This is a genomic window from Streptomyces cynarae, from assembly GCF_025642135.1.
Taxonomy (GTDB): Bacteria; Actinomycetota; Actinomycetes; order Streptomycetales; family Streptomycetaceae; genus Streptomyces; species Streptomyces cynarae.
Genome location: NZ_CP106793.1, coordinates 588,226 through 606,996, shown reverse-complemented (window position 1 = coordinate 606,996; position 18,771 = coordinate 588,226). Strand labels below are relative to the sequence as shown.

The following is an 18,771-nucleotide window of genomic DNA, read 5'->3' as shown; positions in this document are numbered from 1 at the left end:
GTCGGATCCTCACCGTTCGTCGTGGTCGTGGCCGCCGGATGCGGCGTCTTCGAGTTCGCTCAGCACCTGCTCCTCGACCAGTTCCGCCAGGGCGGCGACGGTGCGGGAGACCAGGACGTCGCGGGGGGTGAGCGTGACGCCGAACGCGTCGTTCGCGCGGGAGGCGATGAGCAGGGCGCGCAGTGAGTCGCCGCCCAGCAGGAAGTAGTCGTCCTCGGCGCCCACGGGACTGTGGAGTGCTTCCTCCCAGATGGCCGCCAGGGCCTCCTCGGTGGGCGTCCGGGGTGCCACGTGGGCGGCGCTTTCCGGCTCCTCGGCCGCCGGTGCCGGTGCGGGCAGCGCGGCCCGGTCGGTCTTGCCGTTCTCGGTGAGCGGGAAGCGGTCGAGGACGACGAATGCCGTGGGGACCATGTAGCCGGGCAGCGAGCGGGCGGCCAGGTCCCGCAGCCCGGCCACGGTGGGCGGTTCGGCGCCGGGTGCCGTGAGCAGGTGGGCGACCAGGCGCTGCAGGCCCGGTTCGTCCTCCCGTACGGTCACCACCGCGTCCAGCACACCCGGATGGCGGACGAGTGCTGCCTCGACCTCTCCCGCCTCGATGCGGTGGCCGCGCAGCTTGAGCTGGTGGTCGGTGCGGCCCAGGTAGTGCAGTTCGCCGCGGGCGTCACGGCGTACCAGGTCGCCGGTCCGGTACATGCGCGTGCCGGGCGGTCCGAAGGGGTCGGCGACGAATCGGGTCGCGGTGAGTCCCGGCCGGTCCAGGTAGCCGCGGGCCAGGGCCGGGCCGCTGAGCCAGAGTTCGCCGACCGCGCCGTCGGGTATCGGCCGCAGCCGGGCGTCGAGGACGTAGGCGCCGGTGGCGGGCAGCGGACGGCCGATGGCGGGGGCGCCGCCGTCGGGTACCAGGGGCGCGGACCATGTGGCGACGACGGTGGCCTCGGTGGGGCCGTAGGAGTTGACCATGCGGTGGTACGGGGCCCAGCGGGCGACGAGTTCGGCGCTGCACGCGTCGGCGCCGACGATGAGCGTCTTCAGGTCCGGCAGTGTGCCCGGGGTGTCCGCGGGCACGGTGGCGAGCGCGGCCGGCGGCAGCAGCGTGTGGGTGATGCGCTCGGCCCGCAGCACGCCGGCCAGTTCGGCGCCGAGCAGGGGACCGGGCGGGGGTACGACCAGGCTGGCGCCGTGCGGCAGGGACATGCACAGCTCCAGCACGGAGGCGTCGAAGCTGGGTGTGGCGAAGGCCAGCACGCGGTCGCCCTCGGCCACCCGGTAGTGGGCGGCCTCGGCGGCGGAGAACGCGGCGAGCCCGCGGTGGGTGACGACGACTCCCTTGGGTGTGCCGGTGGAGCCCGAGGTGTAGATGACGTAGGCCGGGTCGTCCAGGTGCAGCGGCCGGGTCCGGTCGGCGTCGATGGGCCGGTGCCCCGGCACCTCGTCGGGGGGAGCGGCGAGCAGCCCCGCGATCTCCTTCGCGTCGAGGGTGAGGGCGGGAGTCGCGTCGCGCAGCATCAGCGCGATCCGCTCCTCCGGATAGGCGGGGTCCACGGGCAGGAACGCGGCGCCGGCCTTCGCCACCGCAAGCTGGGCCAGCACCATGTCCGCCGAGCGCGGCAGCAGCAGTGCGACGAGGTCACCGGGGCCCGCGCCGCGGGCGATGAGCCGGTGCGCGAGCCGGTTGGCATGCGTCTCCACCTCGGCGAAGGTCAGCAGCCGGCCCGGGGCGCCGAGCGCGGGTGCGGCCGGCCACCGGTCGACGGCCGCCTCGAACAGTGCGGACAGGGTGGCCGGGGCCACCTGGCCGAGTGCCGGGCGGACCGGTCCACGCAGCAGCCGGGCCCGTTGCTCGGGCGGCAGGACGTCGACGGCGTCGAGGCGGCCGGTGCCGTCCGTGCCCACCAGAGCGCGCAGCGTGTGCAGCAGCTGCCCGGCCAGGGAGCCGGCGGTGGCCGCGTCGAAGTACCGCGGGTCGTAGCCGAGTTCGACGGCGAGCCGGTCGCCGGGGGAGACGACCACGGTGAGGGGGTAGTTGGTGGCCTCCCTGGCGTCCAGGTCCCGGAGGGTCAGGCCGTGCGCGCCTGCGGTCGCGTCGCCCACCGGATAGTTCTCGAAGACCACCAGGGAGTCGAAGAGCGAGGTGCCGGGCGGCAGTTGTGCGAGCGTGTGCAGCTCGTTCAGGGGCATGTGGTCGAAGCGGCGGTCCTCGGCCCGCGCCTCCTGCACCGCGCGCAGCCAGTCGGCGCAGCGGGCCGCGCCGTCGACGGTGATCCGGGCGGGCAGGGTGGTGATGAACAGGCCGGTGATGGTGTCGGCGCCGGGGAGATCGGCGGGCCGCCCGGAGACGGTGGTGCCGAAGCACACCTCCCGCTCTCCGCTCCAGCGCGACAGCAGCACGGCCCAGGCTCCCTGGACCAGCGTGTTCAGCGTGAGACGGTGCCGTCGGGCGAACTCCTGCAACCGGTGCGTCTCCTCGCTGCCCAGCCGCTGGGACAGCCAGGTACCGGAGCGCGCCGTGCCGCCGGGTGCGGGCCTGCGGTCGTACGGCAGCGGGGTCGGCGTGGTCAGGTCCGCGAGGACGCCGCGCCAGTGCTCCGCCGCACGGCCGGTGTCGCGGGCGGCCAGCCAGGCGGCGTAGTCCGCGAAGGGCCTGCGCTCGGGCAGCCGCGGACGCTCACCCCAGGCCAGGGCCGCGTGCGCGGCCATGACGTCGGACAGGACGTGGAAGACGCTCCACCCGTCCAGCAGCACATGGTGGAACGTCCACACCACCCGCACGGCGTCCGGCCCGAGCCGGACCAGGGCGAGCCGCAGCAGCGGGGGCCGGTCCAGGGCCACGCCCCGGGCGCGCTCGTCGGCGAGCAGCCGTTCCAGTTCGGCCTCGTGCCGGCTGGCCAGCAGGGCGCTCCAGTCGTGCTCGGCGACCGGCAGGGTGGCGCTCCCATGGACGACCTGGAGCGGCACGGGCACCTCGCGCAGGGCGACGGACGTGCGCAGCACGGGTGTGCGGTCGACCACGTGCTGCCAGGCCGCGGCCAGCGATCGGGGATCGCGGGCGCCCTCGACCACGAAGGTGATCTGCTCCACGTACAAGCCCCCTCCGGCCTCGTCCAAGCCGTGCAGGACCATGCCGGCCTGGGTGGGGGTGAGCGGATAGACGTCCACCACGTCTTCTCCGGTGCCGACGAGGCGGTCGACGGCCGCCTGGTCCAGCGGCGCCAGCGGAAAGTCGGACGGCGTGCGGCCGCCGGCACCGGGCTCGGCGCAGTGCCGCACGATCGCCCGGAGTTCGTCGGCCAGCTCGGCCGCGAGACGGGCGACGGTCTCCCGCCAGTGCACCTCCCGGGAGTACGACCAGGTGAACTCCAGCCTGCCGCCCGTCACCTGACCGAGGACGTCCAGCAGGTGGGGCCGGTCCGCCGAGCGGTCCATGCCGCCGCTGAGGCCGCTGCCGGGCGCGTGCAGCAGACCGCCCGGCCGGGCGGCGTTCCAGTCCTGCTGCCCCAGGTAGTTGAAGCAGATCTGCGGCAGGTCAGGCAGATCCGGTCCGGCCGTGGGGTGGAGGTGGCGCAGCGCGCCGTAGCCGATGCCTCCGCTCGGTACCGAGCGGAGGTTCTCCTTGACGGCCTTGAGCGCGGTGCCGGTGTCCGCGTCCCGCGGCACGTCCAGGGTGACCGGGTACATGCTGGTGAACCAGCCGACGGTACGGGAGAGGTCCACGCCGTCGAAGATTTCCTCGCGGCCGTGGCCCTCCAGGGTGACCGCCACCCGGTCCCGGCCGGTCCAGCGGGCCAGGACGCGGCCCAGCGCGCACAGCAGGACGTCGTTGACGCGGGTGCGGTACGCCTCCGGAACGTCCTGGAGGAGGCGGCGCGTCTCCTCGGCGTCGAGGCCGGCCGTCACGGTCTCCTCGACGGCGGCCGTGTTGGCGCCGCCGCTGTGGTCGGCAGGCAGGGGAGTGCCGGCACCCAGACCCCGCCAGTGCGCGAGTTCGCCGTCGAAGCCACCGGCCCGGGTATGGGCGGTGAGCCGCTGGGCCCACGCCAGGAACGACGTCGTCTTCGCGCCCAGGTCGGGCCGCTCACCGTCGCGCAGGGCACGGTACGCGGTGTCCAGGTCCTCCAGGAGCACCCGCCAGGACACCGCGTCCACGACCAGGTGGTGCGCGGCCAGCAGCAGCACCGGCCGTCCCGCGTCACCCGGCCGCCCCGCGTCACCCGGTCGGCACAGTGTGGCCCGCAGCAGCGGCCCGCCGGTCAGGTCGAAGGCGGACGCCAGCGCCTCGGCCACCTCCTCCGCAGGAACGCCGTGATGGACCTCCAGGTGCGGGGAGCCTCCCGGTGCGGTGCCGTGCTGCCGCCACTGCCCGTCGCCGGCCGCCTCGTAACGCAGCCGCAGCGCGTCGTGGTGCTCCAGTACGGCGGCCAGGGCGGCCCGCAGCAGCGTCTCGTCGGTGTCGGGGTCCGTCTCGAAGGAGACGGTCTGGGCGAAGTGGGCGGGGTCGCCGGGGAGGGTGTCGAACAGCCAGTGCTGTACGGGGGTGAGCGGGGCGTCGCCGGTCACCGGGCCCTGTTCGGCGGCGGCCGACGGGGCCGGCACCCGCTCCGCCGCGGAGGCGAGTTCGGCGAGGGTCTGGTGCGTGAACAGCTGCCGGGGCGTCAGGGTAAGGCCGGCACGGCGGGCGGCCGAGACGATCCTGATGCCCAGGACGGAGTCCCCGCCGAGCATGAAGTAGTTGTCGTCTGCGGCGACTTCGGTCACCCCGAGCACCTCGGACCAGATCGCCGCAAGGGTGATCTCGGCCTCGGTGCGCGGCGGCCGGCTGCCGCTGGCGGCCGGGGCGGCCCACACGGGGGCGGGCAGCGCCTTCCGGTCCAGCTTGCCGGTGGCGCCGAGCGGCAGCCGCTCCAGGGGCACGACGAGGGCCGGGACCAGGTGGTCGGGGAGGCTGTGGGCGAGGAAGGCGCGCAGCTCGGCCGGATCCGGAAGCCCGCCCTCGCCGGGCACCGCGTAACCGACCAGCCGGCGGTGGCCGTCGTGCTCGACGACCCGGGCCGCCGCCTGGGCCACGGCCGGGTGGCGGGCCAGCGCGGCCTCGACCTCGCCGAGTTCGATGCGGAAACCGCGCACCTTCACCTGGTCGTCGCCGCGGCCGAGATAGACGAGGTCGCCATCGGCCGTCCAGCGCACCAGGTCGCCGGTGCGGTACATGCGGCTGCCGGGCGAGCCGAACGGATCGGGCAGGAAGCGGGACGCGGTCAGGCCGGGCCGGCGCAGATAGCCGCGGGCCACACCGGTGCCGGCGAGGAACAACTCGCCGGGGGCACCGACGGGGACCGGGCGCATCCGGTCGTCCAGGACGTAGGCGCGGGTGCCGCCGAGCGGCCTGCCGATGGGCGGGTCACGGTCGGGGTCGGCCGGGTCGCAGGTGAAGGAGGTGGCGTAGACGGTGGCCTCGGTGGGGCCGTAGATGTTGCGCACCCGGCATCCAGGGATCGCCGCGCGCGCCCGACGGACCGTGCGGGCGGGCAGGCCCTCGCCGGCCAGTACGACCGTGTCGGCGGTGACCCGCACGGCGTCCTCCGCCAGGAGTCGGTCCAGGGCCGAGGGCACCGCGCTGAGCAGTCCGGCGCGCCACGGTCCGGGACGCTCCGCCAGGGACAGCAGGTCGCGGACCACCTCCACGCAGCCGCCGGACAGCAGCGGCGAGAAGATCTCGAAGACCGACACGTCGAAGTTGAGGGAGGTGGAGGCCACCACGTGCTCCAGTCCCCGGCCGGTGAACTCGGCCGCCGCCCAGTCGGTCAGCGCCAGCACCGAGGCGTGGCTGACCACGACACCCTTGGGACGGCCCGTGGAACCGGAGGTGTGGATGACGTAGGCGGGGTGGCCGGGGAGCAGGGGGCTGCGCCGTTCGCCGTCGCCGACGGTGGCGGTCGAGGCGCGGCCCGGGGCGTCCAGCAGGATCCGGGTGAAGTGCCCCTCGGGCAGGCGCTCCTCGGTCTCTGCGCAGGTGATGACCGCGTCGGGCCGTACGTCCTCGAAGAGGAACGCGACCCGCTCGGCCGGGTACCGGGGGTCCACCGGCAGATAGGCGGCGCCACTCTTGAGAACTGCCAGCAGCGCCACGATCAGGCCGGCGGTGCGCGGCAGGCAGAGGGCGACGAAGCGCTCGGGTCCGGCGCCGGCGGCGATGAGCAGACAGGCCAGTTCGCTCGAGCGCTCGTCCAGTTCGCGGTAGGTGAGGCGTTCGGCGCCGCAGCGGACGGCCTCGGCGTCGGGCGTGCGCCGGGCCTGCCGCGCGAACGCCTCGGGCAGTGTGCCGTACGGCACCGGTACGACCGCTCCGCCGAACCGTTCCACCAGGTCACGGCCCGCGCCGGCATCCTGGAGGGACAGGTCGGCCAGGCGGCGGTCCGGGTCGGTGGCCATCCCCGTCAGAAGGGTGCGCAGGCTCTCCCCGAGGCCCTCCACCGTCTCGGCGTCGAACGCGGTCGGGTCGTAGTCGAGGTTGACGGCGAGGGTGTCCCCGGGCGCGACGACCACGCTGAGCGGGTAGTTCGTCGGCTCCAGATCTCGCTCCTGCTCCATGGCCAGGCCGTGCCGGCCCAACGCCCCCTCGTCGAAGGGGTAGTTCTCGAAGACCACGATGGAGTCGAACAGGCTGGTGCCGCCCGGCAGCTCGCTCCACGCCTGTACCTGGGCCAGCGGGACGAAGTCGTGGAGCCGCGCCTCCGACTGCGCGGCCTGGAGCTCGAGCAGCCACTCCCGCAGCGGGCGCCGTCCGTCGATCCGGACCCGCGTGGGCAGCGTGTTGATGAACAGGCCGACCATCGAGGTCACGCCCGGCAGTTCGGCGGGCCGGCCGGAGACGGTCGTACCGAACACCACGTCGTCACCGCCGCCGTAGCGGGACAGCAGCAGCGCCCAGGCGCCCTGCAACACGGTGTTGACGGTGAGGCCCGCCCGCTGGGCGGTGTCCCTCAGCCGCGCCGACACACCGGCGTCCAGGGTCACCCGCACCGACCCCGACGAGGAGCTGCGGTGGGCGTCGGCGGGCCGCCGGTCCCGGGGCAGCGCGGTGGGTGCCGGGAACCCGGCGAGGGTCGTGCGCCAGTACTGCTCGGCTCGGGCGGTGTCCTGCCCGGCCAGCCAGCGCAGGTAGTCGCCGAACGGCCTGCGCTCGGGCAGCTGCGGGCGGCGCCCGGTGGTCAGGGCGGCATAGCGCTCGCACACCTCGTCGAAGACCTGGGCCGCGCTCCAGCCGTCGAGCAGGACGTGGTGGAAGGTCCACACGATCCGCACCCGGTCCGGCGACAGTCTGATCAGGGTCAGCCGCATCAGCGGCGCCGTGGCAAGGTCGATGCCCATCCGCCGGTCCTCGGCGAGCAGCCGGTCCAGCTCCCGCGCGCACCGCTGCGCGGACCACCCGGACCAGTCGTGGTGGGTGACGGGCACCGTGGCCCGGTCCTGCACCACCTGGAGCGGGTCGGGGGTCTCCTGCCACACCAGCCGGGTGCGCAGCGCCGGGTTGGCGTCGGCGGTGCGCTGCCAGGCCTCGCCGAGGGCCCGCGGGTCGTTGACGCCGGACAGCACCAGCTGCACCTGGTTGACGTAGGTACGGACGTCGGGGTCCAGCAGGCTGTGGAAGAGCATGCCCTCCTGCATGGGTGTCAGCGGGTGGACGTCCGCGATCCCGCGTCCGTCCCCGCAGACCCGGTCGACGGCCGCCTGGTCCAGGCGGGCCAGCGGGAAGTCCGACGGCGTACGGCCGCCCGTCCCGGGCCGCCCGCAGTGGGCGACGATCTCCTCCAGCGCCCGCAGCATGCCCTCGGCGAGCCCGCTGACGGTCTGTTCCCGGTGCCGTCCGCGGCTGTAGTACCAGGTGATCTCCAGCCGGCCCTCCTCGACGCGGGCCACCACGTCCAGCAGGTGCGCCCGTTCGGTGCCGGGCGCCTCGGCGCCGCCGAGTCCGCCGGGCACCGCGCCGATCAGGCCGCCGCCGTCGGCGCTCCAGTCGAAACGGCCCAGGTAGTTGAAGCTGACGCCGGGCGCGGGCGTGCCCGTCAGCCGTTCGTCGCGGGCCAGGTGGCGCAGGGCGCCGTGGCCGAGGCCCCGGTCGGGCACGGCCCGCAGCTGCTCCTTGACCGATTTCAGCGCGGTGCCCCAGTCGCCCGCCGGGACCCGCAGGGCGACCGGGAAGAGGGAGGTGAACCAGCCGACCGTGCGGGACAGGTCGACGTCCTCGAACAACTGGTCCTCGCGGCCGTGCCCTTCCAGGCCGACGGCGACGGTCTCGCGTCCGGTCCAGTCGGTGAGGACCCGGCCCAGCGCGGTGAGCAGGACGTCGTCGATGCGGGTGCGGTAGACACCGGGGACCCTGCGCAGGAGGTCGTCGGTGCCGTCCCGGTCCAGGTGGACGGTCACCTGACGCACGTCGGCCATGGTGTTTCCGCCGTCCCCGTCGACGGGCAGCGGAACGGCGCAGTGCCGGGCGGCCTCCTCCCAGTGGGCGCGCTGGTCGGCGAAACCCCCCGCACCGGTGTGGTCGCTCAGCCGGCGGGCCCACTCCTGCACGGAGGTCGTACGGCCGGGCACTTGCACGGGCTGCCCTGCCGCGGCCTGCCGGTAGGCGGTCTCCAGGTCCTCCAAAAGGATCCGCCAGGACACGCCGTCCACCACCAGGTGGTGCACGGCCAGCAGCAGCCGGGTGGGCCGGGTGCCGTCGGTGGTGAACAGGCGGGCGGTGAGCAGTGGGCCGGTGTCCAGGCGGAATCCGGCGTGGGCGGCGGCCGTCACGCGGGCCTCGGTCTCCTCGGCGGTCCCCGCCTCGACGGGGCAGACCTGGAGCAGCTCGGGCACCGGGGCGTCCGTGGCGGTGACGTACTGGCGCCAGGTGTCGCCGTCGAAAACGAACCGGGAGCGCAGGGCGTCGTGACGGGTCCACAGGGCGGCCAGGGCGCGGCGCAGGGCGTCCGGGTCGACGTCGCCGGGTGTCTCGACGACGACGGACTGGTTGAAGAACCCGGCGTGCGCGGGACGCGGGTCGAGGAACCAGTGCTGGATCGGGGTCAGGGCGGCCTCTCCGCTGACCGGTGCGGTGCCGGCGGCGGATGCGGCACTGCCGCCGGCGGCGGCCGCTTCGGCCACCGTGGGATGGCGGAACAGCTCGCGGGGCGTGAGCGCGAGGCCCGCCGCCCGGGCCCGGGAGACGACCTGGATGCTGAGGATGGAGTCGCCGCCCAGCATGAAGAAGTTGTCGTCGACGCCGACCCGCTCCACGCCGAGCAAATCGGCCCAGATCTCGGCGAGCACCCGCTCGGCCTCGGTGCGCGGGGCGCGGTAGGCGGTCTCGTCGCCCGCGGACCAGTCGGGGGCGGGCAGGCGCCGCAGGTCGACCTTGCCGTTGGCCGTCAGCGGCAGCTCCGGCACGGTGACGAACGCGGCGGGCAGCATGTAGTCGGGCAGCGCCTGCGCCAGGTGGGCGCGCAGCTCGGCGGCGGGCGGCAGCGCCGCGCCGCCGGCCGGTACGACGTGGGCGGCCAGGCGCTTGCGCCCGCCGTCCGTGCACAGGGACACGACCGCCTCGGCGATGTCCGGGTGGGCGGTGAGCCGGGCCTCGATCTCGGCGGGTTCGATCCGGAAGCCGCGGATCTTGATCTGGGCGTCGGCCCTGCCGACGAAGTGCAGTTCGCCGTCGGGGCTCCAGTGCACGATGTCGCCCGTGCGGTACATCCGCTCGCCGGGCGGCCCGAACGGGTCGGCGACATAGCGGGCGGCGGTCGCGCCGGGCCGTCCCGCGTAGCCCCGGGCCAGTCCGGCGCCGGCTATGTACAACTCGCCGGGAACACCGGGCGGTTGGGGCTGGAGGGCGTCGTCGAGGACGTACACGCGGGTGTTGTCCAGGGGGCGTCCGATGGGCAGCACCGCGGGCAGCGGGTCGCCGGCGTGGAAGACGCGGCGGGTGGCGAAGGTGGTGGTCTCCGTGGGACCGTAACCGTCCACGACGGTCAGTCCGGGGCAGGCCTCCAGGACCCGGCGGACGACCGCGCCGGGCACGGCCTCGCCGCCCGTCCACACCTCGCGGGCACCGCGCAGGCAGGCGGGGTCCTCCTGGGCGAGGAGGCGGAACAGCCCCGCGGTCAGCCACAGGCATCCGACTCCCTGTTCCGTGACGGCGCGGCGGACCTGGGCCGCGTCGAGGTCGGCCGGTGGCGCCAGCACGGCCGTACCGCCGCGCAGCAGCGGCACCCACACCTCGTAGGTGGCCGCGTCGAAGGCGTGCGGGGAGTGCACGAGTACCCGGTCGTGCCCGCTGAACGCGCGGTCCCGGGCGAGCGCTGCGACGTCGCGCTGGCGCACCGCGACCCCCTTCGGGGTGCCGGTGGAGCCGGACGTGAACATCAGGTACTGGACGTTGTCGGGGTGCACGGCGAAGGAGGCGGTCCGGTCGGTGCCGGGGCCGGGCCGCGTGCCGTCCGTACCGCCGCTCGCGGGACCGTCCGCCGTGCGCTCGTCGACGCGCACGACGCTGTCGCCAGGCAGCACGGCGTGGGCCGTCTCCTCCCAAGCGGCGTCGGTGAGCAGCAGGTCCGCCCCGGCCTCGGTCAGCATCCGGCGCAGCCGCTCGCGCGGCGCCCTGCCGTCCAGGGGCACGTACACCCCGCCGCAGCGCACGAGCGCCAACTGCACGACGATCAGCTGCGCTGAACGGTCCATCAGCACCGCGACCGGACGTTCCGTCCGGACCCCGAGCGCGGCCAGGCGCCCTGCCAGCCGTGCTGCCCGCGCGTCGAGTTCCCGGTAGGTGGCGTGCTCGTCCCCGTCCTCCAGGGCGACGGCGTCGGGGGTACGGCTCACCTGGGCGGCGAAGAGGTCCGCAACCGTCGCCTCGGGCAGAGCGGTGGCCGTGTCGTTCCAGGTGCGCAGCACCTGTTCGCGGCGGTCCGTGGTCAGCAAGGGCAGCCGGGCGGACGGGTGCTGGGCGCCGGCGGCCATGCCGCTCAGCAGGACGGTGAGGTACTCGGCCATCCGGTCGGCGGTGGCGGCGTCGAACAGCTCCGGGTCGTAGCCCAGGCGCAGGGTCAGCTCGGAGCCCGGGTAGGCGACCAGGCTCAGCGGGTAGTTGGTGGTCTCGACGCCGTCCAGGTCGCTCAGGCGCAGTCCGTGGGCGGCGGCGAGGCCGTCGTCCACCGGGTAGTTCTCGAAGACGACGATGCTGTCGAACAGTGCGGCTCGCTCGGGGAGTTCGGTGAACGTGCGCATCCGGGTGAGCGGCAGCTGGTCGAAACGCCGGTCCTCGCTCTGGTCGCGCTGCAGTCGGCGCAGCCAGTCCAGCAGGGTGCCGTCGGCCGGGACGGTGACCCGGGTGGGCAGAGTGGTGATGAACAGGCCGGTCATGGACTCGGCGCCCGGCAACTCGGGCGGCCGTCCGGACCCGGTGGTGCCGAACACCACCTCACCCCGACCCGCCTGCCGGGCCAGCAGCAGTGCCCAGGCGCCCTGGACGAGGGTGTTGAGGGTCAGGCCGGAGCTCCGCGCCATGTCCCGCAGCGCCCGGGTCGTGGCAGCGGGCACGGTGGCGCGGACCGCCCGCGTGGACTCGGCGCGGTGGGTTTCGCGCGGCTCGCGGTCGTACGGCAGCGGCGTGGTCTCGGCGAGCCCGGTCAGGCGGTCCCGCCAGTGCCTTTCGGCCGCGTCGGTGTCGCGTTCACGCAGCCAGGCCACATAGTCGCGGTAGGGGCGGCGGTCGGGCAGGGCGTCGGCGGTGGCCCCGGCGTGGCAGGCGAACACGTCCGACAGGACCTGGAACAGGCTCCAGCCGTCCAGGAGCAGGTGGTGGAAGGACCACACCACGCGCACCGCGGTGTCGGAGACGCGGGCGAGCCGCAGCCGCTGCAGCGGGGCCCACGTCAGGTCGATGCCGTCCGCGCGGTCGCGTTCCAGCAGGGTGCGCAGCCGGTCGCGGCGCTCGTCCTCCGTCAGGTCGCGCCAGTCCAGGTGGGTGACCGGCACGGTCGCGTGCCGCTGCACCACCAGAAGCGGCTCGGGTACGTCCTGCCAGACGGCCCTTGCGCGCAGAACATCGGTGCGGTCGGTCACCCGCTGCCAGGCCGCGGCGAGAGCCGCCGGGTCGGGGACGCCGTCCAGGACGAAGGTCAGCTGCTGGAAGTAGACGCCGCGGTCGTCCTGCGCGACACCGTGGAAGAGCATGCCGGCCTGGGTCGGCGTCAGCGGCAGGACGTCCTGCACCGCCGCCGGGTCCGCTCCCGCGATCCGGTCCACGGCGGCCTGGTCCAGACGGGCCAGCGGGAAGTCGGACGGGTGCGCCCGGCGGCGCCGGGCCCGGCCGCGTACCGGGCGAGGTCCGCGAGCTCACGGGCGAAGCGTTCCGCCAGGGCGGCGACGGTGTCCCGCCGGTGTACCTGCTCCGAATAGAACCAGCTGAACTCCAGTGCGTCGCCGTCCAGTCGGCCGACGACCTCCAGGGGGTGCGGACGCCGGGCCGCCGGGTGGGCGTCCAGCTCCAGAGCCCGGGCGATGCCCCGGTACAAGCCGTCCGAGCTCTCCGACAACCCCATCCGGCCCAGGTAGTTGAAGCTGACCTGTGCGGCCGGGGTCTGCGGCGCCGCCGACGGCCCGGGCAGTCGGCGCAGCGCGTCATGGCCCAGGCCGTGCCGGGGTACGGCGCGCAGCTGCTCCTTGACCTGTTTCAGCACGGTGTCCCAGCCGGCCTCCGCCGGGACGGCGAGGACGACGGGATAGCGGGTGGTGAACCAGCCGACGGTGCGGCTGATGTCCAGTTCGGGGAAGAGTTCCTCGCGGCCGTGTCCCTCGACGTCGACCACCACCCGGTCCCGTCCGCTCCAGGCGCACAACACCCTGCCGAGGGCGCCGAGCAGCACGTCGTTGGCGCGGGTGCGGTAGGTGTCCGGCAGGGTGCGCAGCAGGGCCGCGGTGTCCTCCGGGTTCAGACGCACGGTCACCGCGCGGGCCGAGGCGTAGGTGTCGGGGCCCGTCAGGTCGGCGGGCAGGCCGGCCGCGGCGTCCGGGACGGCCTGCTCCCAGTACGCCCTCTCGTCGGCGAAACCGCCGTCGTCGGCGTACGCGCCGAGCCGACGCGCCCACTGCCGAAGCGCCGAGGACTTCGCGGGCAGGGCCGCGTGACCGTCCCGGCCGGCGCGGCGGGCCCGGTAGGCGCGGTCGAGGTCCTCCAGGAGCAGCCGCCAGGAGACCCCGTCGACCACCAGGTGGTGGACGGCGAGGTGCAGGACGCACGGCCGGCCGGGGCCACGGTCGTGCAGCACCGCCCGCAGCAGCGGCCCCCGGGCGAGGTCGAACGGGCCGAAGTGCGGGGTGTCGGTGTCCGGTCCGGTGTGGCGGGCCAGGCGCAGCCGGGGTGCCTGCTCGTCGATGTGCCAGCGGACCTGTTCCCCTTCGCCGGCGACGAAGCGGGAGCGAAGGGCGTCATGGTGGACGGCCAGATCGTTCAGCGCCGCCTCCAGCGCCGCCGCGTCCAGGTCCTCGGGCACCTCGACGGACACGGCCTGGGCGAAGTGACCGGCGCGCTCGGCTAAGTCCTCGAACAGCCAGTGCTGAATGGGTGTCAGGGGAGCCGCCCCGGTGGCGGCCTCCGGCGCGGGGCCCGCCGCCCGCAATGGCCCTGTGGCGTCGGCGTGGCGGGCCAGCGCGGCGACCGTCTGGTGCCGGTAGACGTCCCGGGAGGTCACCGCCAGCCCCTCCTGCCGGGCCCGGGACACCACCTGGATACCGAGGATGGAATCGCCGCCGAGTTCGAAGAAGTTGTCGTCGACGCCGATCCGCTCCACGTCCAGGACGTCCGCCCAGATCGCGGCGAGGGTGCGCTCGGTGGACGTACGGGGCGCGACATGCCGTGTCGCGCGCACGGCGGGGCCCGGGTCGGGGAGCCGGCCGCGGTCGAGCTTGCCGTTAGGGTTGAGCGGCAGGGCGTCCAGCACGACGACGGGCGAAGGGACCATGTAGTCCGGCAGCGTGCGGCCCAGTTCCCGGCGTACGGCCTCCGGCTCCACATGCTCCCCGGGGGCGGGGACCACATAGCCGACCAGGCGACGGTGGCCGTCGCCGTCGGTGGTGGTGGCCGCCGCCTCGGCCACGCCCGCGCAGCGGCGCAGCGCCTCCTCCACCTCGCCCAGTTCGATGCGGAAGCCGCGCACCTTGACCTGCTGGTCGATCCGGCCCAGGTACTCCAGTTCGCCGTCCGCGCGGCGGCGCACCAGGTCGCCGGTGCGGTACATGCGCTCTCCCGGCGCGCCGAACGGGTCGGCGACGAACCGGGCGGCGGTCAGTCCGGGGCGGTTCAGGTAGCCGCGGGCGAGGCCGGCGCCCCCGAGATACAACTCGCCGGTGACCCCGACGGGTTGGGGGCGCAGGGAGCGGTCCAGGACGTAGACGCGGGTCCGGGCCACCGGTCGGCCGATGGGCGGGGCCTGGTCGGGCAGCGGGTCGCCGGCGAACCAGGCGGTGGCGTACACGGTGGCCTCGGTGGGGCCGTAGATGTTGGCGACCCCGCAGCCGGGCATGGCGGCGCGCACGTCGTGCACCGTCTGGGCGGGCAGCGCCTCTCCGGCCAGGACGACGGTGTCCGCCGTCACCGGTGCCGTGCCTCCGGCGACCATTCGGGAGACCACCGAGGGCACGCCGCTGAGCAGCGCGGCGTGCCGTGGGTCCGGCGCGTCGGCGAGGGCCGGCAGGTCGGCCACCACCTCAACGGTTCCACCGGCCGTCAGCGGGCACAGCAGCTCGAAGACCGACACGTCGAAGTTGAGGGAGGTGGAGGCGATCACATGGGCCGGCCGGCCCACGCCGAAGCGCTCCCGCGCCCAGTCGGCCAGCGCCGCAACACTGCGGTGGGTGACCACGACACCCTTGGGGCGGCCGGTTGAGCCGGAGGTGTAGATGACGTACGCCGGATGGTCCAGCAGGAGCGGCCCGATCCGGTCGGCGTCGGTCAGCTCGGTGTCGGCCACGGCCGCCTCCGCGCAGTCCTCCAGGATGAGGGGGTCGCAGTCCTCGGGGAGGGCGGGCGCGGTCTGACGGGTGGCGACGACGAGGGCGGGCCCGGCGTCGGCGAGCATGAGGCGGATGCGTTCGTCCGGGTAGGCGGGGTCGACCGGCAGGTAGGCCGCCCCCGACTTCAGCACCGCCCACAGCACCGGTACCAGGTCGGCGGTGCGCGGCAGGCACAGCGCGACCAGGGTCTCGGGACCGGCGCCGTGCGCGACGAGCAGCCGGGCGAGCCGGTTGGCGCGCCGGTCGGTCTCGGCGTAGTCGAGCCGGACGGGGCCGCAGACGACGGCGGTCCGGTCGGGGGTACGGGCCACCTGCGCGCGGAACAGTTCGGGGAGCGTGACCTCCGGGGTGTCGCGGGTGCGCCGGGCAGGCGGATTCCCGTCGTGCACCAGCGTGCGCTGCTCCTCGTCGGAGAGCATCGGCAGTTCGGCCAGCGTCCGGCCCGGCCCGTCCGCCATGCCTTCCAGCAGGCGGTGCAGATGGCGGGTGAGCCGCATCACGGTCGCCGCCTCGAACAGGTCCGTGTTGTACTCCACGGTCAGCGCGCAGCCGCCGTCGGGGTGAGGTGTGAACTCCAGCACCAGGTCGAAGCGGGCGGCCGGGCGGGGCAGTGGGTGGTCCTCGAAGCGCAGGCCACCGGAGAGGTGCGGCGGGGCGGTGGCGGCCTGCTGGACGACGAGCGCCTGCACCAGAGGGGTGCGGCTGGGGTCGCGGGGCGGCGACAGCTCCTCGACCACCCGGTCGAACGGCACCCCGTCATGCGCGAAGGCGTCCAGCACCGTCGCCCGCATGCTCTCCACGAACCCGTCCACGGTCGCCCGCTCGTCCACCTCCCCGCGCAGCACCACGGTGTTGGCGAAGAAGCCGGGCACGTCCTCCAGGTCCCGGCGGGCCCGGCCGTTGGTGACGGTCCCGAACGCGACGTCCCGCTGCCCCGAGTACCGGGAGAACAGCAGCGCCGAGGCTCCCGCGAACAAGGTGAACAGCGTGGTGCCCCGCCCCCCGGCCAGGTGCCGCAGGCGGGCCACCAGTTCCGCCGGGAGGCGGTGCCGGTGGGCCGCGCCGGCGGTGGTGCGCACCGGTGGCCGGGGCCGGTCCGTCGGCAGGTCCAGCTGCTGAAGGCCGGCCAGGTGCCGCTTCCAGTAGGCGAGGTCGTCCGCTTCCGTCTCCGTGGCCCGCTGCCGCTGCTCCCAGAGGGCGAAGTCCGGATACTGGACAGCCGGCCGGGTCAGCCCGTCGGGCTCTCCGGTGACCTCCGCCCGGTAGAGGGCGGCGAGTTCACGGGTGAGGATGCCCACCGACCACCCGTCGGTGACGATGTGGTGCTGGGCCAGCAGCAGGAGGTGGTCCGCGCCGGTCAGGCGGACGAGCAGCGCGCGGGTGAGGGGACCGGCCGCCAGGTCGTAGGGGCGGCCCAGTTCCTCGGTGAGGAGGCGTTCCGCGGCCTCGGCGCGGCGGTCCGCGGGGACGTCACCGAGGTCGGCGATCCGCAGCGGAAGATCGCCCTCCGCGTCGACGCGTTGGACACCCTGCCCGCCGACGGTGGCGAAGGTGGTCCGAAGGGAGTCGTGGCGCGCAGCGAGGCGGTGCAGGGACCGCTGCAGGGCGGCAGTGTCCAGGGCGCCGCGCAACCGCAGGGACACGCCGGTGTTGTACTCGGTGCCGCCGCCGGTGAGGTCGTCGAGGAACCACAGCCGCCGCTGCGCGCTGGACAGCGGCAGGGCGCCCTCCCGCGGGGCGGGCGGGATCGGCTCCTGCGGCGCGGTGCCGGACGCGGAACCGAGCAGGGGGGCCAGGGCGGCGATCGTGCGCGCGGTGAAGACGTCCCGTACGTGCAGCCGGACGCCCAGGTCTTCCCGGATCCGGGCCAGGGTGCGGGCGGCGAGGATCGAGTCGCCCCCCAGGTCGAAGAAGTCGTCGGCCGTGCCGATCGGGTCGACGCCCAGGACGTCCGCCCAGATGACGGCCAGCGCCCGCTCCTCGGCGGTGCGGGGCGGGACGTGGCCGGCCGCGGCCGTCCGCTCGGGGGCGGGCAGGGCCCGACGGTCGATCTTGTGCTGCGCGGTGAGCGGCAGCCGGTCCAGAACCACCACGGCGGAGGGCACCATGTGGGCCGGCAGCACGGCGGCCACGGCCGTCCGCAGGGTCGCCGGGTCCGGCCTCCGTTCGCGGGCGGCGGGGGTGACGTAGCCGACGAGGCGTGCTCTGCCCGGCTCGTCCTCCCGGACCACGACCACGGCCTCGCCGACCCCGGCGTCCCGGCGCAGGGCCGCCTCTATCTCCCCGGGTTCGATGCGGAAGCCGCGTATCTTCACCTGGCGGTCGAGCCGGCCGAGGAACTCCAGTTCCCCGTCGGTCCTCCAGCGGGCCCGGTCGCCGGTGCGGTACAGGCGCGCACCGGGCGGCCCGAAGGGGTCGGCGACGAAGCGGGCGGCGGTCAGTCCGGGGCGGTTCAGGTAGCCGCGGGCGACCGCGTCGCCGCCCACGCACAACTCGCCGTCCACGCCGGGCGGTACGGGCTGCATCGCGGTGTCGAGTACGTGCACCTGGGTGTGGGGCAGTGCCTTGCCGATGGTCGGCGTGCCCCGGCCGGCGCTGAGCGGTCCGGTCCAGGTGGCGACGATGGTGGCCTCGGTGGGGCCATACGAGTTGATCATGCGGCGACCGGGTGCCCACCGGTCGACGAGCGCGGCCGGGCAGGCCTCGGCGCCGACGATCAGCGTGCGCAGGTGGCGTGCGGTGCCGTCGGCGGGGTCGGGCAGGGTGGCCAGGGCGGCCGGCGGGATCAGGGCGTGAGTGATCCGGTGCCGGTCCAGGACGGTGGCGAGTTCGTCACCCAGCCAGGGGCCGTCGGGCGGTACGACCAGGGTGGCGCCGGACAGCACGGAGACGCACAGCTCCAGGACCGAGGCGTCGAAGCTGGGGGAGGAGAACTGCAGCACCCGGTCGCCCGGACCCACGGCGTAGCGCTCGGCGGCGGCCGCGGTGAAGCCGCCGATGCCGCGGTGGGTGACCGCGACGCCCTTGGGGGTTCCGGTGGAACCGGATGTGTAGATGACGTAGGCGGTGTGGCCGGCGTCCGCGCCCAACCCGGGTACCGCGCCGTCGCCGCTGTCCATCAGCTCGCGGACCTGCCGCAGGTCGTCGAGGGTGACCGTGGGCGCGGCGTCGGCGAGCATCAGCGCCCGCCGCTCCGCGGGGTAGGCGGGGTCCACGGGCAGGAAGGCGGCGCCCGCCCGGGCTACGGCCAGCTCCGCCGCGACCAGTTCCATGGAGCGCGGCAGGACCAGGGCGACCACCCGTTCCGGTCCGGCATCGTGCCGCAGGAGATGGGCGGCCAGCCGGTCGGCGCGCGCCGCCAGTTCCCGGTACGTCCAGGTCCGCCGGCCGTCGGTCAGGGCCGGCGCGTCCGGGGTGCGGGCCACCCAGGCGGTGAACAGCGCGCCGAGCGTCGGATGGGGCCGAGCCGGGGCCGCGGCGCTCGCTGGCGCCCCGTCGGCGAGGCCGTCCTGCGGCTCGGAGGCCGCCGGTGCGGGCTTGTCGTGCAGGTCCGTCATGGGTGAAGTCCTTTGGAGAGGGACGATGCGGAGCGGGCGGCCCTGGGGCCCACCGCGGAGGTGGGACACGCGGGCGTCACGGGCGCACGCGGGTGCCGTGGCGTTGGGGGCGGTCGGCGGTGCCCGGCGCCGCCTCGGCGGGGGAGGAGGCTCGCGCGGTCCACCCCGCACC

General features: G+C 74.9%; 1 pseudogene. It reads right to left on the bottom strand.

Annotated features, from left to right (window positions below):
* Positions 1 to 9: 9 nt before the first annotated feature.
* Positions 10 to 18,599, bottom strand: a pseudogene (locus N8I84_RS02985) (non-ribosomal peptide synthase/polyketide synthase).
* Positions 18,600 to 18,771: the final 172 nt, after the last annotated feature.